At 71.7% G+C, this 19,616-nt stretch carries 17 protein-coding genes; 10 read left to right on the forward strand and 7 right to left on the reverse strand.

Annotated elements, in window-relative coordinates; genetic code table 11:
• The first annotated feature begins 29 nt into the window (after nt 1–29).
• On the forward strand, nt 30–611 hold the full coding sequence (locus tag AC07DF_RS35900) for a GNAT family N-acetyltransferase (RefSeq protein ID WP_478980852.1): 582 nt from the start codon (nt 30–32) through the stop codon (nt 609–611).
• A gap of 35 nt (nt 612–646) precedes the next feature.
• Here AC07DF_RS35900 and AC07DF_RS35905 read toward each other — a convergent pair whose 3' ends face one another.
• Together AC07DF_RS35905 and AC07DF_RS35910 are read right to left on the reverse strand one after the other, a co-directional pair.
• Nucleotides 647–1,489, reverse strand: a complete 843-nt coding sequence (locus tag AC07DF_RS35905) for a siderophore-interacting protein (RefSeq protein WP_478980854.1) — start codon at nt 1,487–1,489, stop codon at nt 647–649.
• A 122-nt stretch (nt 1,490–1,611) separates the two neighbouring features.
• Nucleotides 1,612–2,541 carry a 5'-3' exonuclease gene (locus AC07DF_RS35910; RefSeq protein ID WP_478981235.1) on the reverse strand — a complete coding sequence of 310 codons (930 nt, stop codon included), beginning with the start codon at nt 2,539–2,541 and terminating at the stop codon, nt 1,612–1,614.
• 198 nt (nt 2,542–2,739) lie between these two features.
• On the opposite strand from AC07DF_RS35910, the gene AC07DF_RS35915 reads away from it, so the two are divergent.
• The 4 genes from AC07DF_RS35915 to AC07DF_RS35930 all read left to right on the forward strand — a co-directional run bounded on the left by AC07DF_RS35915 (nt 2,740) and on the right by AC07DF_RS35930 (nt 8,072).
• Nucleotides 2,740–3,831 carry a quaternary amine ABC transporter ATP-binding protein gene (locus tag AC07DF_RS35915; RefSeq protein ID WP_478980856.1) on the forward strand — a complete coding sequence of 364 codons (1,092 nt, stop codon included), beginning with the start codon at nt 2,740–2,742 and terminating at the stop codon, nt 3,829–3,831.
• Nucleotides 3,824–6,439: an ABC transporter permease/substrate binding protein gene (locus AC07DF_RS35920; RefSeq protein WP_478980858.1), complete on the forward strand. Its 2,616-nt coding sequence runs from the start codon at nt 3,824–3,826 to the stop codon at nt 6,437–6,439. The genes AC07DF_RS35915 and AC07DF_RS35920 overlap by 8 nt, the downstream gene beginning before the upstream one ends.
• Before the next feature lie 335 nt (nt 6,440–6,774).
• Nucleotides 6,775–7,344, forward strand: coding sequence for a helix-turn-helix domain-containing protein (locus AC07DF_RS35925; protein WP_478980860.1), 570 nt, complete (start codon nt 6,775–6,777; stop codon nt 7,342–7,344).
• Between the two features lie 8 nt (nt 7,345–7,352).
• Nucleotides 7,353–8,072: a helical backbone metal receptor gene (locus AC07DF_RS35930; RefSeq protein ID WP_478980862.1), complete on the forward strand. Its 720-nt coding sequence runs from the start codon at nt 7,353–7,355 to the stop codon at nt 8,070–8,072.
• Here the strand turns inward: AC07DF_RS35930 and AC07DF_RS35935 are convergent.
• Nucleotides 7,999–9,135, reverse strand: a complete 1,137-nt coding sequence (locus AC07DF_RS35935) for a TDT family transporter (protein ID WP_478980864.1) — start codon at nt 9,133–9,135, stop codon at nt 7,999–8,001. The two genes, AC07DF_RS35930 and AC07DF_RS35935, sit on opposite strands and share 74 nt — an antisense overlap.
• A 70-nt stretch (nt 9,136–9,205) precedes the next feature.
• Between AC07DF_RS35935 and AC07DF_RS35940 the strand changes: the two genes are divergently transcribed.
• Complete coding sequence (locus AC07DF_RS35940; RefSeq protein WP_478980866.1) at nt 9,206–10,141, forward strand: LysR family transcriptional regulator; 936 nt, start codon at nt 9,206–9,208, stop codon at nt 10,139–10,141.
• 117 nt (nt 10,142–10,258) lie between these two features.
• On the opposite strand, the gene AC07DF_RS35945 is transcribed toward AC07DF_RS35940, so the two are convergent.
• The 3 genes from AC07DF_RS35945 to AC07DF_RS35955 all read right to left on the reverse strand — a co-directional run bounded on the left by AC07DF_RS35945 (nt 10,259) and on the right by AC07DF_RS35955 (nt 13,313).
• Nucleotides 10,259–10,936, reverse strand: a complete 678-nt coding sequence (locus tag AC07DF_RS35945) for a gamma-glutamyl-gamma-aminobutyrate hydrolase family protein (protein ID WP_478981237.1) — start codon at nt 10,934–10,936, stop codon at nt 10,259–10,261.
• Between the two features lie 46 nt (nt 10,937–10,982).
• On the reverse strand, nt 10,983–12,428 hold the full coding sequence (eat, locus tag AC07DF_RS35950) for an ethanolamine permease (RefSeq protein ID WP_478980868.1): 1,446 nt from the start codon (nt 12,426–12,428) through the stop codon (nt 10,983–10,985).
• Nucleotides 12,429–12,578: 150 nt separating this feature from the next.
• Complete coding sequence (locus tag AC07DF_RS35955) at nt 12,579–13,313, reverse strand: FadR/GntR family transcriptional regulator (protein WP_478980870.1); 735 nt, start codon at nt 13,311–13,313, stop codon at nt 12,579–12,581.
• Nucleotides 13,314–13,410: 97 nt separating this feature from the next.
• On the opposite strand from AC07DF_RS35955, the gene AC07DF_RS35960 reads away from it, so the two are divergent.
• Genes AC07DF_RS35960 through AC07DF_RS35975 form a run of 4 tightly spaced genes read left to right on the forward strand, consistent with a single transcriptional unit; the run spans nt 13,411 to nt 17,908 of the window.
• Nucleotides 13,411–14,775 (forward strand): glutamine synthetase family protein, encoded by a 1,365-nt coding sequence (locus AC07DF_RS35960; RefSeq protein WP_478980872.1) that lies wholly within the window; start codon nt 13,411–13,413, stop codon nt 14,773–14,775.
• Between the two features lie 8 nt (nt 14,776–14,783).
• A complete protein-coding gene (locus tag AC07DF_RS35965) occupies nt 14,784–16,157 on the forward strand; it encodes an aldehyde dehydrogenase family protein (RefSeq protein ID WP_478980874.1) in 1,374 nt (457 codons plus the stop codon).
• Complete coding sequence (locus tag AC07DF_RS35970) at nt 16,154–16,939, forward strand: 3-oxoacyl-ACP reductase (RefSeq protein ID WP_478980876.1); 786 nt, start codon at nt 16,154–16,156, stop codon at nt 16,937–16,939. The genes AC07DF_RS35965 and AC07DF_RS35970 overlap by 4 nt, the downstream gene beginning before the upstream one ends.
• 42 nt (nt 16,940–16,981) lie before the next feature.
• Nucleotides 16,982–17,908 (forward strand): DUF2510 domain-containing protein, encoded by a 927-nt coding sequence (locus AC07DF_RS35975; RefSeq protein WP_478981239.1) that lies wholly within the window; start codon nt 16,982–16,984, stop codon nt 17,906–17,908.
• Nucleotides 17,909–17,932: 24 nt separating this feature from the next.
• On the opposite strand, the gene AC07DF_RS35980 is transcribed toward AC07DF_RS35975, so the two are convergent.
• Nucleotides 17,933–19,135 carry an amino acid deaminase/aldolase gene (locus AC07DF_RS35980; protein ID WP_478980878.1) on the reverse strand — a complete coding sequence of 401 codons (1,203 nt, stop codon included), beginning with the start codon at nt 19,133–19,135 and terminating at the stop codon, nt 17,933–17,935.
• Nucleotides 19,136–19,616: the final 481 nt, after the last annotated feature.

Raw genomic sequence — 19,616 nt, forward strand, 5'->3', positions numbered from 1 at the left:
CCCCTCGGGTCCTTGCCAGGATGCGGGGCATGCCGTTCCTCACCAGCCCGGTCCTGGCCGCCGGGACTCTCGCCCATCGCCCGCAGCCCACGCTCGCGGCCGGCGACGGACTCCTCCTGCGTCCCTGGCGGGCCTCGGACGCGCCCGCGGTGTACGAGGTCTTCCAGGATCCCGTGATGCACCAGTGGCACGCCCGGGCCGCCGACTCCGAGCGGGAGGTCACCGGCTGGATCCGTGACTGGCACCGGGCGTGGGAGGAGGAGCGGGAGGCGCAGTGGGCCGTCACCGACGCGGACTCCGGCTCGCTGCTGGGGCGGGTCGCGCTGCGCGAGATACGGCTCGACGACGGTGTGGCGGAGGTGGCGTACTGGACCGTCCCGGCGGTGCGTGGCCGGGGCATCGCCGCGCGTGCCACGACCGCACTGACCCGCTGGGCCCTCGACGAGACCGGCTTTCACCGCCTCGAACTGCTGCACGCCGTGCGCAACGAGGCGTCCTGCCGCGTCGCCACCAGGACCGGCTTCCTCCTCGAGGGCACCAAGCGCAGTGCCATCCTGCAGCCGGACGGTTGGCACGACACGCATCTGCACGCGCGCGTGCGGGGTGACTGAGCGGGCGTCGCCGCAGGCCGTCGCGCTCGCGTCGCTCAGGCGGCCGGGGTGTTCTCCTGCTCCGCCTCGATGCGCGCGTTCCAGTCCCGCTTCGAGGCCTGCCAGCCGTCCTCGTCGTGGCCGCGTCGCCAGTAGCCGGAGATCGACAGATCCTCGCGCGCGACGTGGCGCTCGACCCGGAGCAGATGGCGCAGCTGCTTGACGAAGTGCGCCTCGCCGTGGACGAAGGCGTGTACCCGGCCCTCGGGGAACTCCAGGCTCCGTACCGCCTCGACCAGTGCCTCGCCGAGGGGCCGGTCGCCGCGGTGCAGCCAGACGACGTCCACGTCCGAGTCGATCTTCTGCTCCTCCGCGGGGCCGGAGACCTCCACGAAGGCGTGGGCCTTGGCGCCGCGCGGCAGGGCCTCCAGGGCGCAGGCGATCGCCGGCAGCGCGCTCTCGTCACCGACGAGCAAATGCCAGTCGGCGTCGGTGTCGGGCGCGTACGCCCCGCCCGGTCCCATGAACCGCACGGTCTCGCCCGGCTGGACGCGCACCGCCCAGGGGCCGGCCAGGCCCTCGTCGCCGTGGATGACGAAGTCCAGGGTCAGCTCGCGGTGCTCGGCGTCCCAGTGGCGCACGGTGTACGTCCGGGTCACCGGCCACTGTTCGCGGGGGAGTTCGTCGCGAACGCGCTGCATGTCGAAGGGTTCCGGGTAGGTCACGCCGTCGGGTGCGAACAGCAGCTTCACATAGTGGTCGGTGCACGTACCCGCCGCGAAGTCGGCGAGGCCCTCGCCGCCGAGCACCACACGCTGCATGTGCGGAGTCAGCCGCTCGGTGCGGACGACCTGAGCGGAATGCGGCTTACGCGGCTGGCGTCCGGGTCGCTCTGCCATGAGGACCTCCCTGTCTCGCATAGTTAGGCTTACCTAAGTTAGCACCTCGCCCCCACTTAACACCTCTCGAGTAAGAGGTTCATGAACATCTCCGGCCTCCGGAAGGCCGTCGGCCCGCCTCCTCACACCGCCAGAGTGGTCAGAAGACGCTCCAGTGAGCCGCCCAGTCCCCAGCGGGTCGCCAGCTGTTGAAGCTCCGCCGGGTCGCGTGGGGACCGGGGCAGCGCCGTGGTGACATCGGGCAGCGGTACGTCGTCCGCGACCCGGACCACCTTCGGCGCGACCGCGAGATAGGGGCGCGACTCGTCCAGCCGCCTTCGCTGCGTCGGCGTGAGCTTCGACCGCCGGTCGTCGACCGCCGCCATGATCCCGGCCAGGTCCCCGTACTCGGCCAGCAGCTTGGCTGCCGTCTTCTCTCCGACGCCCGGCACGCCCGGCAGGCCGTCGCTGGGGTCGCCGCGCAGCAGGGCCAGATCCGCGTACCCGCTCCCGCCGACCCCATACTTCCCACGGAGCCATGCCTCATCGGTGAGCTGGAGCGTGCCCACGCCCTTCAGCGGGTACAGCACGCGCACCCCGCGCGCGTCGTCCACCAGCTGGTACAGGTCCCGGTCGCCCGTGACGATGTCGACCGGGCACTCGGCCCGCGCGGTGAACGTGCCGATCACGTCGTCCGCCTCGTACCCCGCGACGCCCACGCGCGCGATGCCCACCGCGTCCAGCACCGCCTCGATGACCGGCACCTGCGGCGACAGCGTGTCGGGCACCTCCTCCTCGTCCGGGCCGGCCGCGTGCTCCTCGGCGACGCGGTGCGCCTTGTACGAAGGGATCAGCTCCACCCGCCAGTGCGGCCGCCAGTCGGCGTCCATGCAGGCCACGAGCTGGTCGGGCCGGTGGTCCTTGACCAGGCGGTCGATGAAGTCGAGCAGTCCGCGCACGGCGTTCACCGGAGTGCCGTCCGGGGCCCTGACCGAGTCCGGGACGCCGAAGTAGGCGCGGAAGTACAGGGAGGCGGTGTCGAGGAGCATCAGTCGTCCGGTCACGCCACGCATCATGCCGTACGCCACTGACAGCCACTTGGCGCTGCGCGGCGCGTTGCCGTGTGTGCGTCCTGTGTGAAGCGTCCCACTTGCGGGTTTGACTTTTTGGATCTGGGGGAGGCGCCGCCCCAGAGCGAGGCTGGTTGCGCATTTCAACTGTTTGCGGCCCTGTCCTCGCTCTGTTCTATTGCCGTCGAGATTGAGGTGCACGTGTCAGCGAGGCTTCAGGCAGAGAGCCTGTACAAAGTGTTCGGCAGAAGACCGGACCGAGCGGTCGAGCGGCTCCGTGACGGAGCCGACCGGGAGGAGCTGCGCGCCGAGGGCACGACCGCCGCTGTGATCGACGCCTCCTTCACCGTGGAGCCCGGCCAGATCTTCGTCGTCATGGGTCTGTCCGGATCCGGCAAGTCCACCCTGCTGCGCATGCTGAACGGCCTGCTCGAGCCGACCGCCGGACACGTCCGCTTCGACGACCAGGACCTGACCGCGCTCGGCGACCGGGAGCTGCGCAAGGTCCGCTCCCGGAAGATCAGCATGGTGTTCCAGCACTTCGCGCTCTTCCCGCACCGCAGCGTGCGCGACAACGCCGCCTACGGTTTGGAAGTGCAGGGCGTGCCCCGCGCCGAGCGCGTACGCCGCGCCGACGAGGCGCTCGCCCTGTGCGGCCTGGCCGGCTGGGAGAAGTCCTGGCCCGACGAGCTGTCCGGCGGCATGCAGCAGCGCGTCGGTCTCGCCCGCGCGCTCGCCACCGACGCCGACCTGCTGCTGATGGACGAGTCCTTCAGCGCCCTGGACCCGCTGATCCGCCGCGACATGCAGGACCAGCTGCTGGAGCTCCAGCAGAAGCTCAAGAAGACGATCGTCTTCATCACCCACGACCTGAACGAGGCCATGCGCCTGGGCGACCGCATCGCCGTCATGCGCGACGGCCGGATCGTCCAGATCGGCACCGCCCAGGACATCCTGCTGCGACCGGAGAACGACTACGTCGCCTCCTTCACCCAGGACGTCGACCGCTCCCGCGTCCTGACCGCGGGCGAGCTCATGGACCCCTCGGTCACCGCCGACGACCCCGGCTGCCGGTGCCGGACCGCCACGGCCGACACCCCGTTCACGGAGCTGTGCGCGATCAGCGCCCGGCTCTCCCATCCCGTCTCGGTCGTGGACCAGGACAACAGGCAGATCGGCGTCGTCCCCCGGCAGCGCCTGATCGGCTTCCTCGGCGACGAGCAGGACGCCACCCCGCAGCCCTGCGACTCCCCGCAGGACAAGGGCGGAGAGAAGGTGACCGCCCGTGCCTAGGATCGAGCTCGGCACCTGGGTCAACGACGCGGTCGACTGGCTCACCACCCACATGGCGTGGCTGTTCGACTTCTGCAAGACCGTCTTCCTCGGCCTCTACGACGGCATCAACGCCGTCCTCCAGGCCCCCGAACCGCTGCTCCTCGCGGGCATCTTCGCCGTGATCGCCTTCTGGCTGCGCGGCACGCTCGCCGGTGCGCTCACGTTCGCCGGATTCGCGTTCATCGACTCCCTCGAACTGTGGGAGAACGCGATGATCACCCTGGCGCTCGTCCTCGTGGCGACCGTCATCGCGCTCGTCATCTCCATACCCGTCGGCATCTGGGCGGCCCGCTCGGACCGCGTCAGCGGTCTGGTCCGGCCCGTCCTGGACTTCATGCAGACGCTGCCCGCGATGATCTACCTCATCCCGGCGATCCTGTTCTTCGGCACCGGCGCCCCCGCCGGCATCGTCGCCACGCTGATCTTCGCGCTCGCACCGGGCGTGCGCATGACCGAGCTGGGCATCCGGCAGGTCGACAGGGAACTGGTCGAGGCCGCCGACGCGTTCGGCACCACACCCCGCAACACCCTGCTGCGCGTCCAGCTCCCGCTCGCCCTGCCCACCGTCATGGCCGGCGTCAACCAGGTCATCATGCTCGGCCTGTCCATGGCCGCGATCGCCGGCATGGTCGGCACCGGCGGCCTCGGCGGCGACGTCAACGAGGCCATCGGCCAGCTCAACGTGGGCCTCGGCTCCGAGGCCGGTGTGGCCATCGTGATCCTGGCGATCTACCTGGACCGCATGACCAGCGCCCTGGGCACCCAGGTCTCCCCGCTCGGCCGCCGCGCCGCCGCCAAGCTGCGCGCCGCCCAGGGCCTGAGGATCTGGTCCTACCGGCCCCGCCCGGTCGTCGCCGTGATCGGCGTCGTCGTCCTCGCGCTCGCCGCGGGCGGCATGGGCGTCTTCGGCCAGAGCACCGACTCCACCGCCGTGGCGGGCGGCAAGAACGTCGGCCAGGGCAAGAAGATCAGCATCGGCTACATCCCCTGGGACGAGGGCGTCGCCTCCACCTTCCTGTGGAAGGAGGTCCTGGAGCAGCGCGGCTACGAGGTCGAGGCCAAGCAGTTCGAAGCGGGCCCGCTGTACACCTCGCTCGCCCAGGGCAACGTCGACTTCCAGACGGACGGCTGGCTGCCCACGACCCACGCCCAGTACTGGAAGAAGTACGGCAAGCAGCTCGACGACCTCGGCTCCTGGTACGACAAGACGTCCCTGGAGCTCTCCGTGCCCTCCTACATGAAGGGCGTCGACTCCCTGGAGGACCTCAAGGGCAAGGCGTCCGAGTTCGGCGGCAAGATCACCGGCATCGAGCCCAGCGCCGGGGAGATGGCCCTGCTCAAGAGCAAGGTCCTCAAGGAGTACGGCCTGGACAAGGAGTACCAGGTCGTCGACAGCTCCACGCCCGCGATGCTGGCCGAGCTGAAGCGCTCCTACGCCCAGAAGAAGCCGATCGTCGTCACGCTCTGGTCGCCGCACTGGGCGTACAACGACTACGACCTCAAGAAGCTCAAGGACCCCAAGGGCGCCTGGGGCGAGGGCGACGGCGTGCACACCCTGGCCCGCAAGGGCTTCGCGGACGACGACCCGACGGTCGCCAAGTGGCTGAAGAACTTCAAGATGAACGAGAAGGAGCTCACCAGCCTCGAAGCCGAGATCAACAAGGCGGGCAAGGGCAACCAGCAGGAGGCCGTGCGCGCCTGGCTGAAGCAGTACCCCGGCTTCGCCGACAAGATGGCCCCGGTGGAGAACTCCGGCGGCAGCACGCCCGCCGAGGCGAAGCAGCCCCTGGACGTGGCGTGGTTCCCCTGGGACGAGGACATCGCCGTCACCTACCTGTGGAAGAACGTCCTCGAGCGGCGCGGCTACAAGCTCAACCTGAAGCAGATGGACGTCGGCCCCGTCTACACGGGTCTGGCCTCGGGCGATCTCGACCTCAACTTCGACGCCTGGCTGCCCTATGCCCAGAAGAACTACTGGGACAAGAACAAGGACCGGCTCAAGGACCTCGGCACCTGGTACGAACCGACCTCCCTGGAGATCGCCGTACCGTCCTACGTGAAGGGCGTCGACTCCCTGGAGGACCTCAAGGGCAAGTCCGGCACCTTCAAGGGGAAGATCATCGGCATCGAGCCGGGCACCGGCGAGATGGACCTGGCGAAGAACAAGGTCCTGCCCGCCTACGGCCTGGACGAGGAGTACGAGGTCGTCGACGGCTCCACCCCGGCCATGCTGGCCGAGCTGAAGCGCGCCTACGCCAAGAAGGAGCCGATCGCCGTCACGCTCTGGTCGCCGCACTGGGCGTACAGCGACTACGAGCTGACCAAGCTGAAGGACCCCGAGAAGGCCTTCGGCGAGGGCAACACGATCCGCACCATCTCCAACGAGAAGTTCCCCGAGGAGTACCCGCAGCTCACGAAGTGGATCAAGAACTTCAAGATGACCGAGGACGAGCTCGGCACCCTGGAGAGCGAGATCAAGAACCGCGGTCAGGGCCATGAGGAAGAGGCCGTCGCCGCGTGGCTGAAGGAGCACCCCGACATGGTGGAGCGCATGACGCCGCAGTGAGGCCGGATGCGGGGCGGGACGCGAACACGACGCGTTCCGCCCCGCACTCGTGTCCACGAGCAGGATCCGGACAACCACAGAGCGCGATGCCACCCCCCGAGCCCCTCCTGGCTCCCTGTTCCTCCCGTAGGTGGAATCCGCAGGCCGCCCCCGAGGGCGGCGGATCCCCTGGCGCGAACTGTGAGGTCGCGCACCGCCCTGTATGACGTCGATGTGACGGGCGCATGAAACGGTTTGCCGAACATGCGTAGGGTGCAGACAACTCAACAGAAGCAGTGCGCCGGGACACCGGCGCACGGGGACCGGATCGACGGGCGAAGGAGGGAGCCGGAGCGATGGGCGACCACAAAGAGCAGTCCCTTCGGGTGGGCGCGGCCGTGCGCCGCAGGCGCCGCGCGCTGGAGCTCACCCTCGCCGCCGTGGCCGAGCGCAGCGGCCTGTCGGTCCCGTTCCTGAGCCAGATCGAGAACGACCGGGCGCGCCCCAGCCCAAGCTCCCTGGAGAAGGTCGCAGACGCCCTGCGCACCACCGCCGTGGAACTCCTCGCCGCGGCCGACCCGGCGTGCAGCGTGGACGTCGTCCGCGCCGAGGACGGTGAACCGCTGCCCCGGCCCCGGACCCGGTCGCTGGTGCGCGGCCACCACCAGATGCACGCCTCCGAGTTCATCGGCGACCATGACGCGGGCCGGGAATTCCAGTACCGCAACGACCAGTTGATGTACGTCGCCGACGGCGCGGTGGAGATCGAGGCGGAGGGCCGTGCCTACCGGCTCGGCCGCGGTGACACCCTGTACCTCACCGGCGGCGTACGGCACCGCTGGCGGGCCACGGAGTCGGACACCCGCGTGATCGTCGTCGCCGTCGCGGAACACATCGAGGCGGTCCGGGACCGGCCACGCCGGTGAGCGCTTCGATGAGGGTCGTCTCGCTGGTCCCCTCGCTGACCGAGGCCGTGGCCCGGTCCGCGCCCGGCGCCCTGGTCGGCGCCACCGACTGGTGCGCCCATCCGCCCGGTTTGGACGTCGTACGCGTCGGCGGCACGAAGAACCCGAAGCCGGACCGGATCGTCTCCCTCGCCCCCGACCTGGTGATCGCCAACGAGGAGGAGAACCGCGAGGGCGACCTCGCGGCCCTGCGCGCGGCGGGCGTCGAGGTCCTCGTCACGGAGGTCCGCGACGTGCCGGGAGCCTTCCGGGAACTGGCCCGGGTCCTGGACGCCTGCGGGGTGGCGGCGCGCCCGCGCTGGCTGGACGAGGCGGAGCACGCCTGGTCGTCCCTGCCGCGGCCGGTGAACCGTCTGACGGCGGTCGTGCCGATCTGGCGCCGCCCCTGGATGGTCCTGGGTCGCGACACCTTCGCGGGCGACGTCCTGGCCCGCCTCGGCATCGACCACGTGCACACGGCGCACCCCGAGCGCTACCCCCGCATCCCGCTGGAGGAGTTGCGCGCCGCCGCGCCTGATGTGGTGATCCTCCCGGACGAGCCCTACCGCTTCACCGCCGACGACGGCCCCGAGGCCTTCCCCGGCCTGCCCTGCGCGCTCGTCAGCGGACGGCACCTCACCTGGTACGGGCCATCGCTGGCCGAGGCGCCACGGGTACTGGACCGGGCCCTGCGAGCAGCTCGCCCCTGAGCAGCCCGCGTACGGTGCCCGCGGCGGCGGTGCCCCAGGCGACGACCAGCACCGCGTACAGCACGACCGCCGGCCCTTCGTAGGCCACGAGGCCGGTGTGCCGGCCCAGGGCCTCGGCGCCCGTGACACAGGTGCCGACCGGGAAGGTGAACGACCACCACGTCATCGCGAACCGCATCCCGTGCCGCCGGGCGCGCAGCACATGGACGGTGGCCAGACAGAACCACAGCAGCGCGAACCCCATCACGGGCACGCCGTAGAGCACGGCCAGCACCCCGAAGCCCTGGCTGTACGGCGCCGGTAGGACGCCGGGGGCGGTGTCCGCGAAGGCGCCGACGGCGGTCGTCGACTGCCCGAGCGGGCCCAGCACCAGGAACAGCGTGGGAGTGAGGGCGAGGGGCAGCGGCCCGCCGGTGAGCAGCCGCCCGAAGATCAGCGGCAGCATGAGGAGCGTCGCGAGCAGACTGAGCCCGAACAGCGCCAAGCAGCCCAGCAGCAGCGTCTCCCGGGCCTGCCCGGGAGGCAGATGAGGAACCAGCTGCGGCCCGACGGCGGCCGACACCATGGGCGCGACCAGCGGCAGCAGCCAGACGGGGGTCGCCTGTCCCGGCTCGACCCGGTGCCGCACGGCCATCAGAAACGGCACGGCGACGGCGGCGGCCAGCCCGAGAGCCGTACCGGCGACGAACAGCACGGCGTCGAGCGCGACGGCCGCCCGCACGCCGATCACGTCCCGGCCCACGGTGAGCGCACCGCCGCCCACGGCGAGCAGGGCCATGGCGAGACAACCGTAGAAGGGGGCCGTCGCCGGGTCGAGGAGATGGGCGCGGGCCTGGTCCCGGTGGTGGGCCCAGTGCAGGGCCCGGGCCCCGAGCAGGGTCAGGAGCAGGACGAACGCGAGGACCCAGACACCGGCGAGCGCGGGGCGCAGCCCGGGGAGGTGCGACGGCAGGGCGGCTCCGGCGGTGGCGACGACGGCGGTGCCCATGACGGTGGCGTACCAGTTGGGCCCGAGATGACGGACCGACACGGGGTACGCGAGGGGCTGGGCTGCGGTGACCATGAATCCACGGTCGGCCCGCCGGAGCCGCACCACCAGGGACCATGCCTCTATGGCGACATAAGCTGGGTTTATGAGCAGGACGGATCAGCAGGGTGACGTGCCGACCGGCGGGGCCGGGGCCCTGGCGCACCGGGTGCCGGATCTCGGGGCGCTGGAGCTGTTGTTGGCGGTGGCGCGGCTCGGCAGCCTCGGCGGGGCGGCGCGGGAACTGGGCATCACCCAGCCCGCGGCGAGCAGCCGGATCCGGTCGATGGAGCGGCAGCTCGGTGTGGCGCTGGTCGACCGTTCTCCCCGCGGGTCCCGGCTGACGGACGCCGGTGCGCTGGTGACGGACTGGGCGCGGCGGATCGTCGAGGCGGCGGAGGCGTTCGACGTGGGGGCGCAGGCGCTGCGCGACCGCCGTGACTCGCGGTTGCGGGTGGCGGCGAGCATGACGATCGCCGAGTACCTGCTGCCGGGCTGGCTGCTCGCGCTGCGCGCCCAGCGGCCCGACACGGCGGTGTCGCTGCACGCCGGCAACTCCACGGTGGTGGCACAACGCCTGCTGTCGGACGAGGCGGATCTGGGCTTCGTGGAGGGGGTGTCGGTCCCGTCGGGGCTGGACTCCGTCGTCATCGCCCACGACCGGCTGATAGTGGTCGCGGCTCCCGGCCACCCGTGGGCCCGGCGGCGACGGCCACTGGCGGCGGGGGAGTTGGCGTCGACGCCGCTGATCCTGCGTGAGAAGGGGTCGGGTACGCGGCAGGTCCTGGACGCGGCGCTCGGGGGGCTGGCCCGGCCGCTGATCGAGTTGTCCTCGACGACGGCGGTCAAGGCGGCGGCGGTGAGTGGGGCGGGGCCGTCGGTGCTGAGCGAACTGGCGGTGGGGGAGGAGCTGGCGATGCGGCGGCTGGTGAGCGTGCCGGTGGAGGGGGTGGCGCTGGCGCGGGATCTGCGGGCGGTGTGGCCGACGGGGCATCGGCCGACCGGTCCGGCCCGGGATCTGCTGTCGCTGACGCGGGGGTAGGAGGTGCCCGGGCGCGTATGTCGAGCCCGGCTTCTCCGACCGACTCGGGTGGTGGGTGGGCGCAGGGCGGCGGTCCAGGGGGGGGCGGAGCCCCCCTGGGGCTGTGCGCGCACTCGGTCAGGTCGTCGCTGCCGCTTCCACCAACGCGCGCATCACCCGCACGTCATCCCCCATCTCCGGGTGCCACTGCACCCCCAGCACCCACCCCGGGTGCGTCGGCAGTTCCAGCGCCTCGATCGTCCCGTCCGCCGCGTACGCCGACGGGACCAGGCCCTCGCCCAGCCGGTCCACGGCCTGGTGGTGATACGTCGGTACGAAGGTCTCCTCCGGCACGACACCGCCGTACAGACTCCCCGGCACCGGCTTGACGGTGTGGCCGCCGAAGACGCCCACCTGCGCCGCGTGCCCGTCGATGTGCTGCACCAGCGTCCCGCCGAGGGCCACGTTCAGCAGCTGCATCCCCCGGCAGATCCCCAGCAACGGCACACCCGCCGCCAGTGCCGCGTCGATCAGCGCCAGCTCCCACGCGTCCCGCTCCCGCGCCGGCGGCCCCGTGCGTGGCTCGCGCTCCGCGCCGTAGCGGACCGGCTCGACATCCGGCCCGCCCGCGATCACCAGCCCGTCCAGCCGGGCCACGACATCGGCCGCGTGCAGCGGGTCGTCCGGCGGAACCATCGCGGCCAGACCGCCCGCCCGCCGCACCAGCCGCGGGTAACCGGCCGGCAACAGCGCCGCGTCCAGCTCCCATACGCCCCAGCGCGCACCGGACTCCAGATAGGTGCTGACCCCGATCAACGGCCTGGACACAGCAACCCCTTCACGATCGACTCCCCGGTCCACCTCAGTCCCGTGCCAACTCTGCCTCGGCCGCCGCCAGCGCCGCGAACTCCTCCTCCGGTGCCTTCGCCACCAGCCGCTTGCGGCTGTACAGGCCGAAGTACCCGATGGCCACGACGTACACCACGAGCGCGATGACCGCCGCCGTCACATCCACCAGGAACGTGGCCACCAGCGCCGCACACGCCAGCACCAGCGCGACCGAGGAGGTGACCACCCCGCCCGGCGTCCGGTACGGCCGCGGCAGCTCCGGCTCGCGGCGGCGCAGCACGATGTGCGACAGGGACATCAGCGCGTAGGAGATGGTCGCGCCGAAGACGGCGATGTTCAGCATGCGGGCGCCGTTGCCCGACAGCGCCGCCAGCAGGAAGCCGATCGTGCCGGGCACCAGCAGGCCCAGGTACGGCGCCTTGCGGCGGCTGGTGAGGGACAGGAAGCGGGGCAGGTATCCCGCCCGGGACAGGGCGAAGAGCTGGCGCGAGCCGGCGTAGATCAGGGAGAAGAACGAGGCCACCAGGCCGGCCAGGCCCGCGTAGTTCACGATCCGGCTCAGTGTCGTCGCCTCGCCGCCCGGCTGCAGCGCCTCGACCAGCGGGTTGCCCGCCTCCTGGATCGCCGCGGAACCGCGTGCGCCGGCCGCCGCGAAGAACGTGATCACGGCCAGCACCACCAGGATGCCCATGGACCAGCGGATCGCCTTCGGCAGCGTACGGGCCGGCTCCCTGGTCTCCTCGGCGGCCAGCGGCACCCCCTCGACGCCCAGGAAGAACCACATGCCGAACGGGAACGCCGCCCAGATGCCGAGCAGGCCGAACGGCAGCCAGGAGCTGGATCCCGCGGCGGAGGGGTCGGCCGGGATGTCGTCCAGCGACGCGAAGGAGAAGTCGGGCAGGGCCGCCAGCGCGAACACGATCAGGGCGGCGACCGCGATGCCGGTGACGACGAAGCTGAACCGCAGCGCCTCGCCCACGCCCCACAGATGGATGCCGAGGAAGATCGCGAAACAGACCAGGTACATCGGCCAGCCGGACTCCAGGCCGAACAGGCCCAGCGACTCGACGTAGTCCCCGATGAAGATGACGATCGCGGCGGGCGCGAGGACGTACTCGATGAGGATCGCCGTACCCGTCAGGAAGCCGCCCCAGGGCCCCAGCGCCCGCCGGGCGAAGCCGTAGCCGCCGCCCGCCGTCGGCAGGATCGAGGACAGCTCGGCGAGGGCGAACACCATGCAGGCGTACATCGCGCCCATGAGCACCATGGCGATCGCCAGGCCCCCGAAGCCGCCCTCGGCCAGGCCGAAGTTCCAGCCCGAGTAGTCGCCGGAGACGACGTAGGCGACACCGAGGCCGGTCAGCAGCACCCAGCCGGCACTGCCGCGACGGAGCGCTCTGCGCTCCAGATAGTCGTCGCCCTCCGGGGCGGCGGGAGGGGTGGCGGGTTCCTGGGACATGGGCAGACTCCCCACGGGGCGGCGGTCACGGCGTCGAGCGGGCTTCGACTCAATGGAATGAGGCCATACCTTTGCGGTGCCGACCGAGGGAAGGCAAGACCCGTGCGTTAATCGCCCGTAAATCCTCACCTCGCCGGACCGCGCCCCGGCTCAGCCCAGGAATCCGCGCAGCAGCGCCGCCGTGCCCCCGCAGTGCTCGCGCATGATCTCCCGCGCCTGATCCGCGTCACCCTTGATCACGGCCTCCACCAAGGCGGTGTGCTGCCGCTGGGAGTGCTCCAGATTGCGGACCAGCAGCGGGATGCAGTCGAGCAGGTCGTTGACGCTCGCGCGCACGGCCGCGTACTGGGCCGTGAGCGTGGGCGAACCGGACAGCTCGGCGAGCGTGAGGTGCAGCAGCGTGTCCAGACGGCGATACTCGGCGAGCGGGGCGTCGTGCGTGCGGGCCAGGGCCTCGCGGAGCTGTCCGGCCTGCTTCTCGTCCAGTCCGTGTGCCGCGCACAGCCCCGCGGCCCCCACCTCCAGCACCTCCCGGAAGCGCAGGACGTCCTCTATGTCGACCTCGGCGACCCGGCGCCGCAGTTCGTCCTCGCCGCCCGCGTCCGTGCGGGGCCGCACGAACGTCCCGCCGTACCGCCCGCGCCGCGACTCGACGAGCCCCTGGTCCTGGAGCACCTTCAGCACCTCGCGCAGCGTCACCCGGCTGATCCCCAGCCGCTCCGCCAGCTCCCGCTCCGCCGGCAGCCGCTCGCCCCCGGCCACCAGCCCCAGCCGCAGGACCTGAAGGATCTGCTCCAGCGCCTCCTCGAAGCCGTTGCCCGCGCGCACCGGCCGCAGCACCGGCGTCAGTCCGTCCCGCATCTCGCCCCCCGCTTCCTCCGGCATGTGGCCGTACCCCCTTCCCAAGCAATGGTTCTCCGCAATACCTTATGGCTCCCGGCGGATCCAGGCAGCGGATCCAAGGAGCCTAGGAGGCCTTCCCGTGGCAGACCGCACACCCCCGCTGAGCGTCGAGGAGCTGCACGCCCTCGTCGCGGGCGGTGAGATCGACACTGTCGTCCTGGCCTTCCCCGACATGCAAGGGCGGCTCCAGGGCAAGCGGTTCGCCGCACGCTTCTTCCTCGACGAGGTCCTCCAGCACGGCACCGAGGGCTGCAACTACCTGCTCGCCGTCGACACCGAGATGAACACCGTCGACGGGTACGCGATGTCCTCCTGGGACCGCGGCTACGGCGACTTCGCGATGCACCCGGACCTGAGCACGCTGCGCCGCGTCCCCTGGAACGAGGGCACGGCCATGCTCCACGCCGACCTCGCCTGGAGCGACGGCTCCCCGGTCGTCGCCGCGCCCCGCCAGATACTGCGCCGCCAGCTGGAGCGCCTCGCCGAACTCGGCTACACCGCCCAGGTCGGCACCGAGCTGGAGTTCATCGTCTTCAAGGACAGCTACGAACAGGCCTGGGACGCCGGCTACCGGGGCCTGACCCCGGCCAACCAGTACAACATCGACTACTCGATCCTCGGCACCGGCCGCATCGAGCCCCTGCTGCGCCGGATCCGCAACGAGATGGCGGCGGCCGGCCTCACCGTCGAGTCCGCCAAGGGCGAGTGCAACCCCGGCCAGCACGAGATCGCCTTCCGCTACGACGAGGCCCTGGTCACCTGCGACCAGCACTCCGTCTACAAGACCGGCGCCAAGGAGATCGCCGCCCAGGAGGGCATGTCGATCACCTTCATGGCCAAGTACAACGGACGCGAGGGCAACTCCTGCCACATCCACCTCTCGCTCGCCGACCCTGACGGCGGCAACGCCATGGCCGGGGACGGCGAGGGCGGCATGTCGGACGTCATGCGCCACTTCCTCGCCGGCCAGCTCGCCGCCCTGCGCGACTTCTCCCTGCTCTACGCCCCCCACATCAACTCCTACAAGCGGTTCCAGCCCGGCTCCTTCGCACCGACCGCCGTCGCCTGGGGCCACGACAACCGCACCTGCGCGCTGCGCGTGGTCGGCCACGGCCGCTCCCTGCGCTTCGAGAACCGGCTGCCCGGCGGCGACGTCAACCCCTACCTCGCCGTCGCCGGACTCGTGGCGGCCGGGCTGCACGGCATCGAGCAGAAGCTGGAGCTGCCCGAGCCCTGTCCCGGCAACGCCTACACCGCCGACTTCGCCCACGTCCCCACCACCCTGCGCGAGGCCGCCGAGCTCTGGGAGAACAGCCCCATCGCCAAGGCCGCCTTCGGGGACGAGGTCGTCGCGCACTACCGCAACATGGCGCGGGTCGAACTGGACGCCTTCGACGCCGCGGTGACCGACTGGGAGCTGCGCCGCTCCTTCGAACGCATGTGAGGCCCTTCTTGTCTTCCGAGCACCTCCTGGAAGTACTGAACCCCGCGACCGAGGAGGTCGTCGCCGCCATCGCGGCGGCCGGCCCGGCCGACGTCGACGCGGCGGTCACCCTGGCCACCCGGGCCCAGACGGTCTGGGCCGCCCTCGCCCCCGGCGAGCGCGCCCGGCTGCTGCGCCGCTTCGCTACCACCGTCGACGAGCACCTGGAGGAACTGGCCCGTCTGGAGGTCCGCGAGGCCGGCCACCTCATCGGCAACGCCCGCTGGGAGGCCGGCAACGTCCGGGACCTGCTGGACTACGCGGCCGGGGGAGTGGAGCGGCTCACCGGTCGGCAGATCCCGGTGCCCGGCGGCCTGAACGTCACGATCCTCGAACCGCTCGGCGTCGTCGGCGTGATCGCGCCCTGGAACTTCCCCATGCCGATCGCCGCCTGGGGCACCGCCCCCGCCCTCGCCGCCGGCAACGCGGTCATCCTCAAGCCCGCCGAGACCACACCCCTCACCGCGCTGCGCCTCGCCGAACTCGCCCTCGAGGCAGGGCTCCCGGAGCACCTCCTCCAGGTCCTGCCGGGGCACGGCGCCGTGGCGGGCGAAGCTCTGGTGCGGCACCCCGGCGTCGCCAAGATCGTCTTCACCGGCTCCACCCGCACCGGGACGCGCGTCGCCGCGCTCGGCGCCGAGCAGGTCAAGCCGGTCACCCTCGAACTCGGCGGCAAGAGCCCCAACATCGTCTTCGCCGACGCCGACCTCAAGACCGCAGTCGACCCCTTCTCGTTCCTGGACAACTCCGGCCAGGACTGCTGCGCCCGCACCCGCATCCTGGTCCAGGAGCAGGTGTACGACGAGGTCCGCGAGCTGCTCGCCGGGACCCTGGCCGGCGTGGTGGTGGGCGATCCGGCCGACGAGAAGACACAGATGGGCCCGCTGATCTCCCGGCAACAGCTCGACCGCGTCCGGGGTTTTGTACCCGAGGACGCCCCGGCCCTGCGCGGCAGCGCACCCGAGGGGCCCGGCTTCTGGTTCCCGCCGACCGTCCTCACCGGGGAGAGCCCCGACTCGGCCGCGGCCTGCGAGGAGATCTTCGGCCCCGTCGCCGTACTCCTGCCCTTCACCGACGAGCAGGACGCGATCCGCCTGGCCAACGACACCCCCTACGGCCTCTCCGGCTCCATCTGGACCCGGGACGTCGGCCGCGCCCTGCGCGTCTCCCAGGCCGTGCGCGCCGGCAATCTGTCCGTCAACTCCCATGCCAGCGTCCGCTACTGGACCCCCTTCGGCGGCTACAAGCAGTCGGGCGTCGGCCGCGAGCTCGGCCCCGAGGCCCTGGCCGCCTTCACCGAAACCAAGAACGTCTTCATCAGCACGGAGGGCCCCGCACAGTGACTGCTCAGGACACCATCTGCCGCCGGCTGGTCGGCCGGACCGCCGTTGTCACCGGAGCCGGCAGCGGCATCGGCCTCGCCGCCGCGCGCCGCCTCGCCTCCGAGGGCGCGCACGTCGTCTGCGGCGACGTCGACGAGGCCCGCGGCAAGGCCGCCGCCGAGGAGACCGGAGGCACCTTCGTGAAGGTCGACGTCACCGACCCCGAGGAGGTCGAGGCGCTCTTCAGGACCGCCTACGACACCTACGGCAGCGTCGACATCGCCTTCAACAACGCCGGCATCTCCCCGCCCGACGACGACTCCATCCTGGAGACCGGCCTGGAGGCCTGGAAGCGCGTCCAGGAGGTCAACCTCACCTCCGTCTACCTGTGCTGCAAGGCGGCCATCCCGTACATGCAGCGGCAGGGCAGGGGCTCGATCATCAACACGGCGTCCTTCGTCGCGAGGATGGGCGCGGCCACGTCGCAGATCTCGTACACGGCCTCCAAGGGCGGCGTCCTCGCCATGTCCCGCGAACTGGGCGTGCAGTTCGCCCGCGAGGGCATCCGTGTGAACGCCCTCTGCCCGGGCCCGGTCAACACTCCCTTGTTGCAGGAGCTGTTCGCCAAGGACCCGGAGCGCGCCGCACGCCGCCTGGTGCACATCCCGCTGGGCCGCTTCGCCGAGGCCGAGGAGATCGCCGCCGCCGTCGCCTTCCTGGCCAGCGACGACTCCTCCTTCGTGAACGCCACCGACTTCCTGGTCGACGGCGGGATCGCGGGGGCGTACGTCACTCCCCTGTAGGTCCGGGACTCCGCGGACACGGCCTAGAGTGCCGGGATGAGCATGACGCCTCCGCCCGGCTGGTATCCCGACCCGCACGGCCCCCATCTGGAACGCTGGTGGGACGGCACGGCCTGGACCGAGCACCGCCGCGCGCCCGGAGGTACCGCGGGCCCGGTGCCGCCGCCCCCGGGCGGAGGCACCGGGCGCGGGAAGGTGGTCGCCCTCGTCGCCGCCGGGGCGGTCCTGGTCGCGGCGATCGTCACCGGAGCCGTGGTCCTCACCAGCGGCGACGACAGCGGCGCGGAGACGAGGACGCTTCCGACGCCCTCCGCCCCCACCGCGCCGGAATCCTCGGAATCCTCGGAATCCTCGGATCCGACTCCCGCGGCGTCCGCCTCCGAGCCGTCCGCCGACGACCCGACCGTCGTCGAGGACCAGCTCAACGGCGTCACCTTCCCGCTCCTCGACGGCTGGGTCCGCCCGCAGCACGTCGCCGAGGACGACGTCGTCATGACGACGGACGGCACATACGACTGCCCCGGCGACGGCATCGTCTGCCGCCACGGCCTCGTCATCTCCCGCACGGTCACCGCGAACGACGAGAAGTCCCCCGAGGCCCTCGCCAAGGCGGACATCTCCGAGGCGGCCGAAGAGGCCTACGACCGCGACAAGCTCGGCCGCAAGCCCTACGGGGGCATGGAATCCCACGAGGTCGTCAAGTCCGGGCCGGTCGCGGTGGCGGGCCGCGCCGGATACTTCGTGCGCTGGCGCGTCCACACCGCCAAGGGACCGGGCGGCTACGTCCAGTCGCTGGTCTTCCCCTCCAGTGTCGGCACCGAGTCACCCGTCCTCGTCCGCTACGTCTTCGACGCGGGCGAGGACGGGCCGCCGCTCGCCGACATGGACCGCGTCACCAAGGGCATCCGCCCGGTCGGCGACGCGGACACGGGCGGCGGCGTCGGCAGCAGCATCGGCCCGACGGACTGAACGACCGGCTGTCGGGCTGATGTCCTACAGGAACGTGTGCCCCTCGCCGCGGTAGGTCGGCACCGTCGCCGTCACCGCGTCGCCCTCGATCAGCCGCAGCCGGTCGAAGCGCTCGCACAGCTCACCGGCCTTGGCGTGCCGGAACCAGACCTTGTCACCGATCAGCAGATCGTCGGCGGGCGAGCCGAGCAGCGGCGTCTGCACCTCACCGGCCCCCTCCTGAGGGTCGTAGCGCAGCCCCTCGGGCAGATACGGGACGGGCGACCGGTCGGCCCCGGCGGCCCCGGAAGCCGGATATCCGCCACCGAGCACGGTCACCACGCCCACCCCGGGCCGCCGTACGACCGGCTGGGCGAAGAGGGCCGCCGGACGGCCGCTGAACGACGTGTAGTTGTCGAACAGCCGCGGCACGTACAGCCCCGACCCGGCGGCGATCTCGGTCACCGAGTCCTCCGCCGCAGTGTGCTGCACCGAGCCGGTGCCACCGCCGTTGACGAACTCAAGACCCGGCACGACGGCCCGCACCGCGCGCACCACCTCCGCACGCCGCTCGGCGAGTTCACGCTTGGCGGCGGCCTGCATCAGCCGTACGGCACGGGACCGCAGCGGGCGCCCCGCCACCGCGTCCCCGACACCGGCGACATGTCCCTCGTACGCCATGATCCCCACGACCTCGAAGCCCGGCCGCCGGGCCACCGCCCGGGCCACGTCCGCGACCTGCGCGGGGGAGTGCAACGGCGAGCGCCTGGCCCCGATGCGCACCCGCCCGCCGAGCAGTCTCAGGGAGGTGTCCAACTCCAGGCACACCCGCACCACTTCACGACCGCCGCCCCGCGAGGCGTCGATCAGATCGAGCTGGGCGACGTCGTCGACCATGACGGTGACGGCGGCGGCGAGCTTGGGATCACCGGCGAGCTCGGCGAACGCGGCACGGTCGGCGGACGGGTAGGCGAGCAGCACGTCCTCGAACCCCGACCGGGCCAGCCACAGCGACTCGGCCAGCGTGAAGGACATGATCCCGGCGAAACCGTCCCGGGCCAGGACGCGTTCCAGCAGCGCCCGGCACCGCACGGACTTGCTGGCGACCCGGACGGGCTTGCCCCCGGCGCGGCGGACCAGGTCGGCGGCGTTGGCGTCGAAGGCCTCCAGGTCCACGATCGCGAGAGGGGCGTCGAGATGGGCTGTGGCCCGGTCGTAACGGGCCCGGTCGGCGGCGCGCGCAGTCATGAACGCAGCCTGCCAGACTGGATTACCGCAGGGTAGGGGGACGTTCCGGGCAGATGCCCCGGGGTCGTGGACTGGTTCCCGTTCGTGCAGGAACAAGCCGTAGAGTGACGCGCACGTACGGCGGAACGAGCCGGCCGGGGATCCGCGCCGGGATGACGCTCCGTCCGTACGGGTATGTGTGCCCGGGACGATTCCGTGCCGGGCCTCGGGCAGGGCGCCACCGGCCCGCGCGGAACGCAGCGGCCCGGGCACGAGGAAACGGGGGGTGCATGAGCACGGAAGCGCGGCGTGCCCCCTTGCCCCCACGCCCCAGCAGCCCCCCGCGTCCCCCGCACCCCCCGGAGAACACGACGGCCGAACCGTCCGACGACGCCCCGCCGGGTGCGGACGGGCGCGAGTCTTCCGGCACCGGCCGGCCCAGTGCGACATGGCACGAGGGCTCGACGGCGGGTTCACCGCCACCGTCCTCGGCACGGAACAC

It is taken from the genome of Streptomyces sp. NPDC044719 (genome assembly GCF_056433405.1).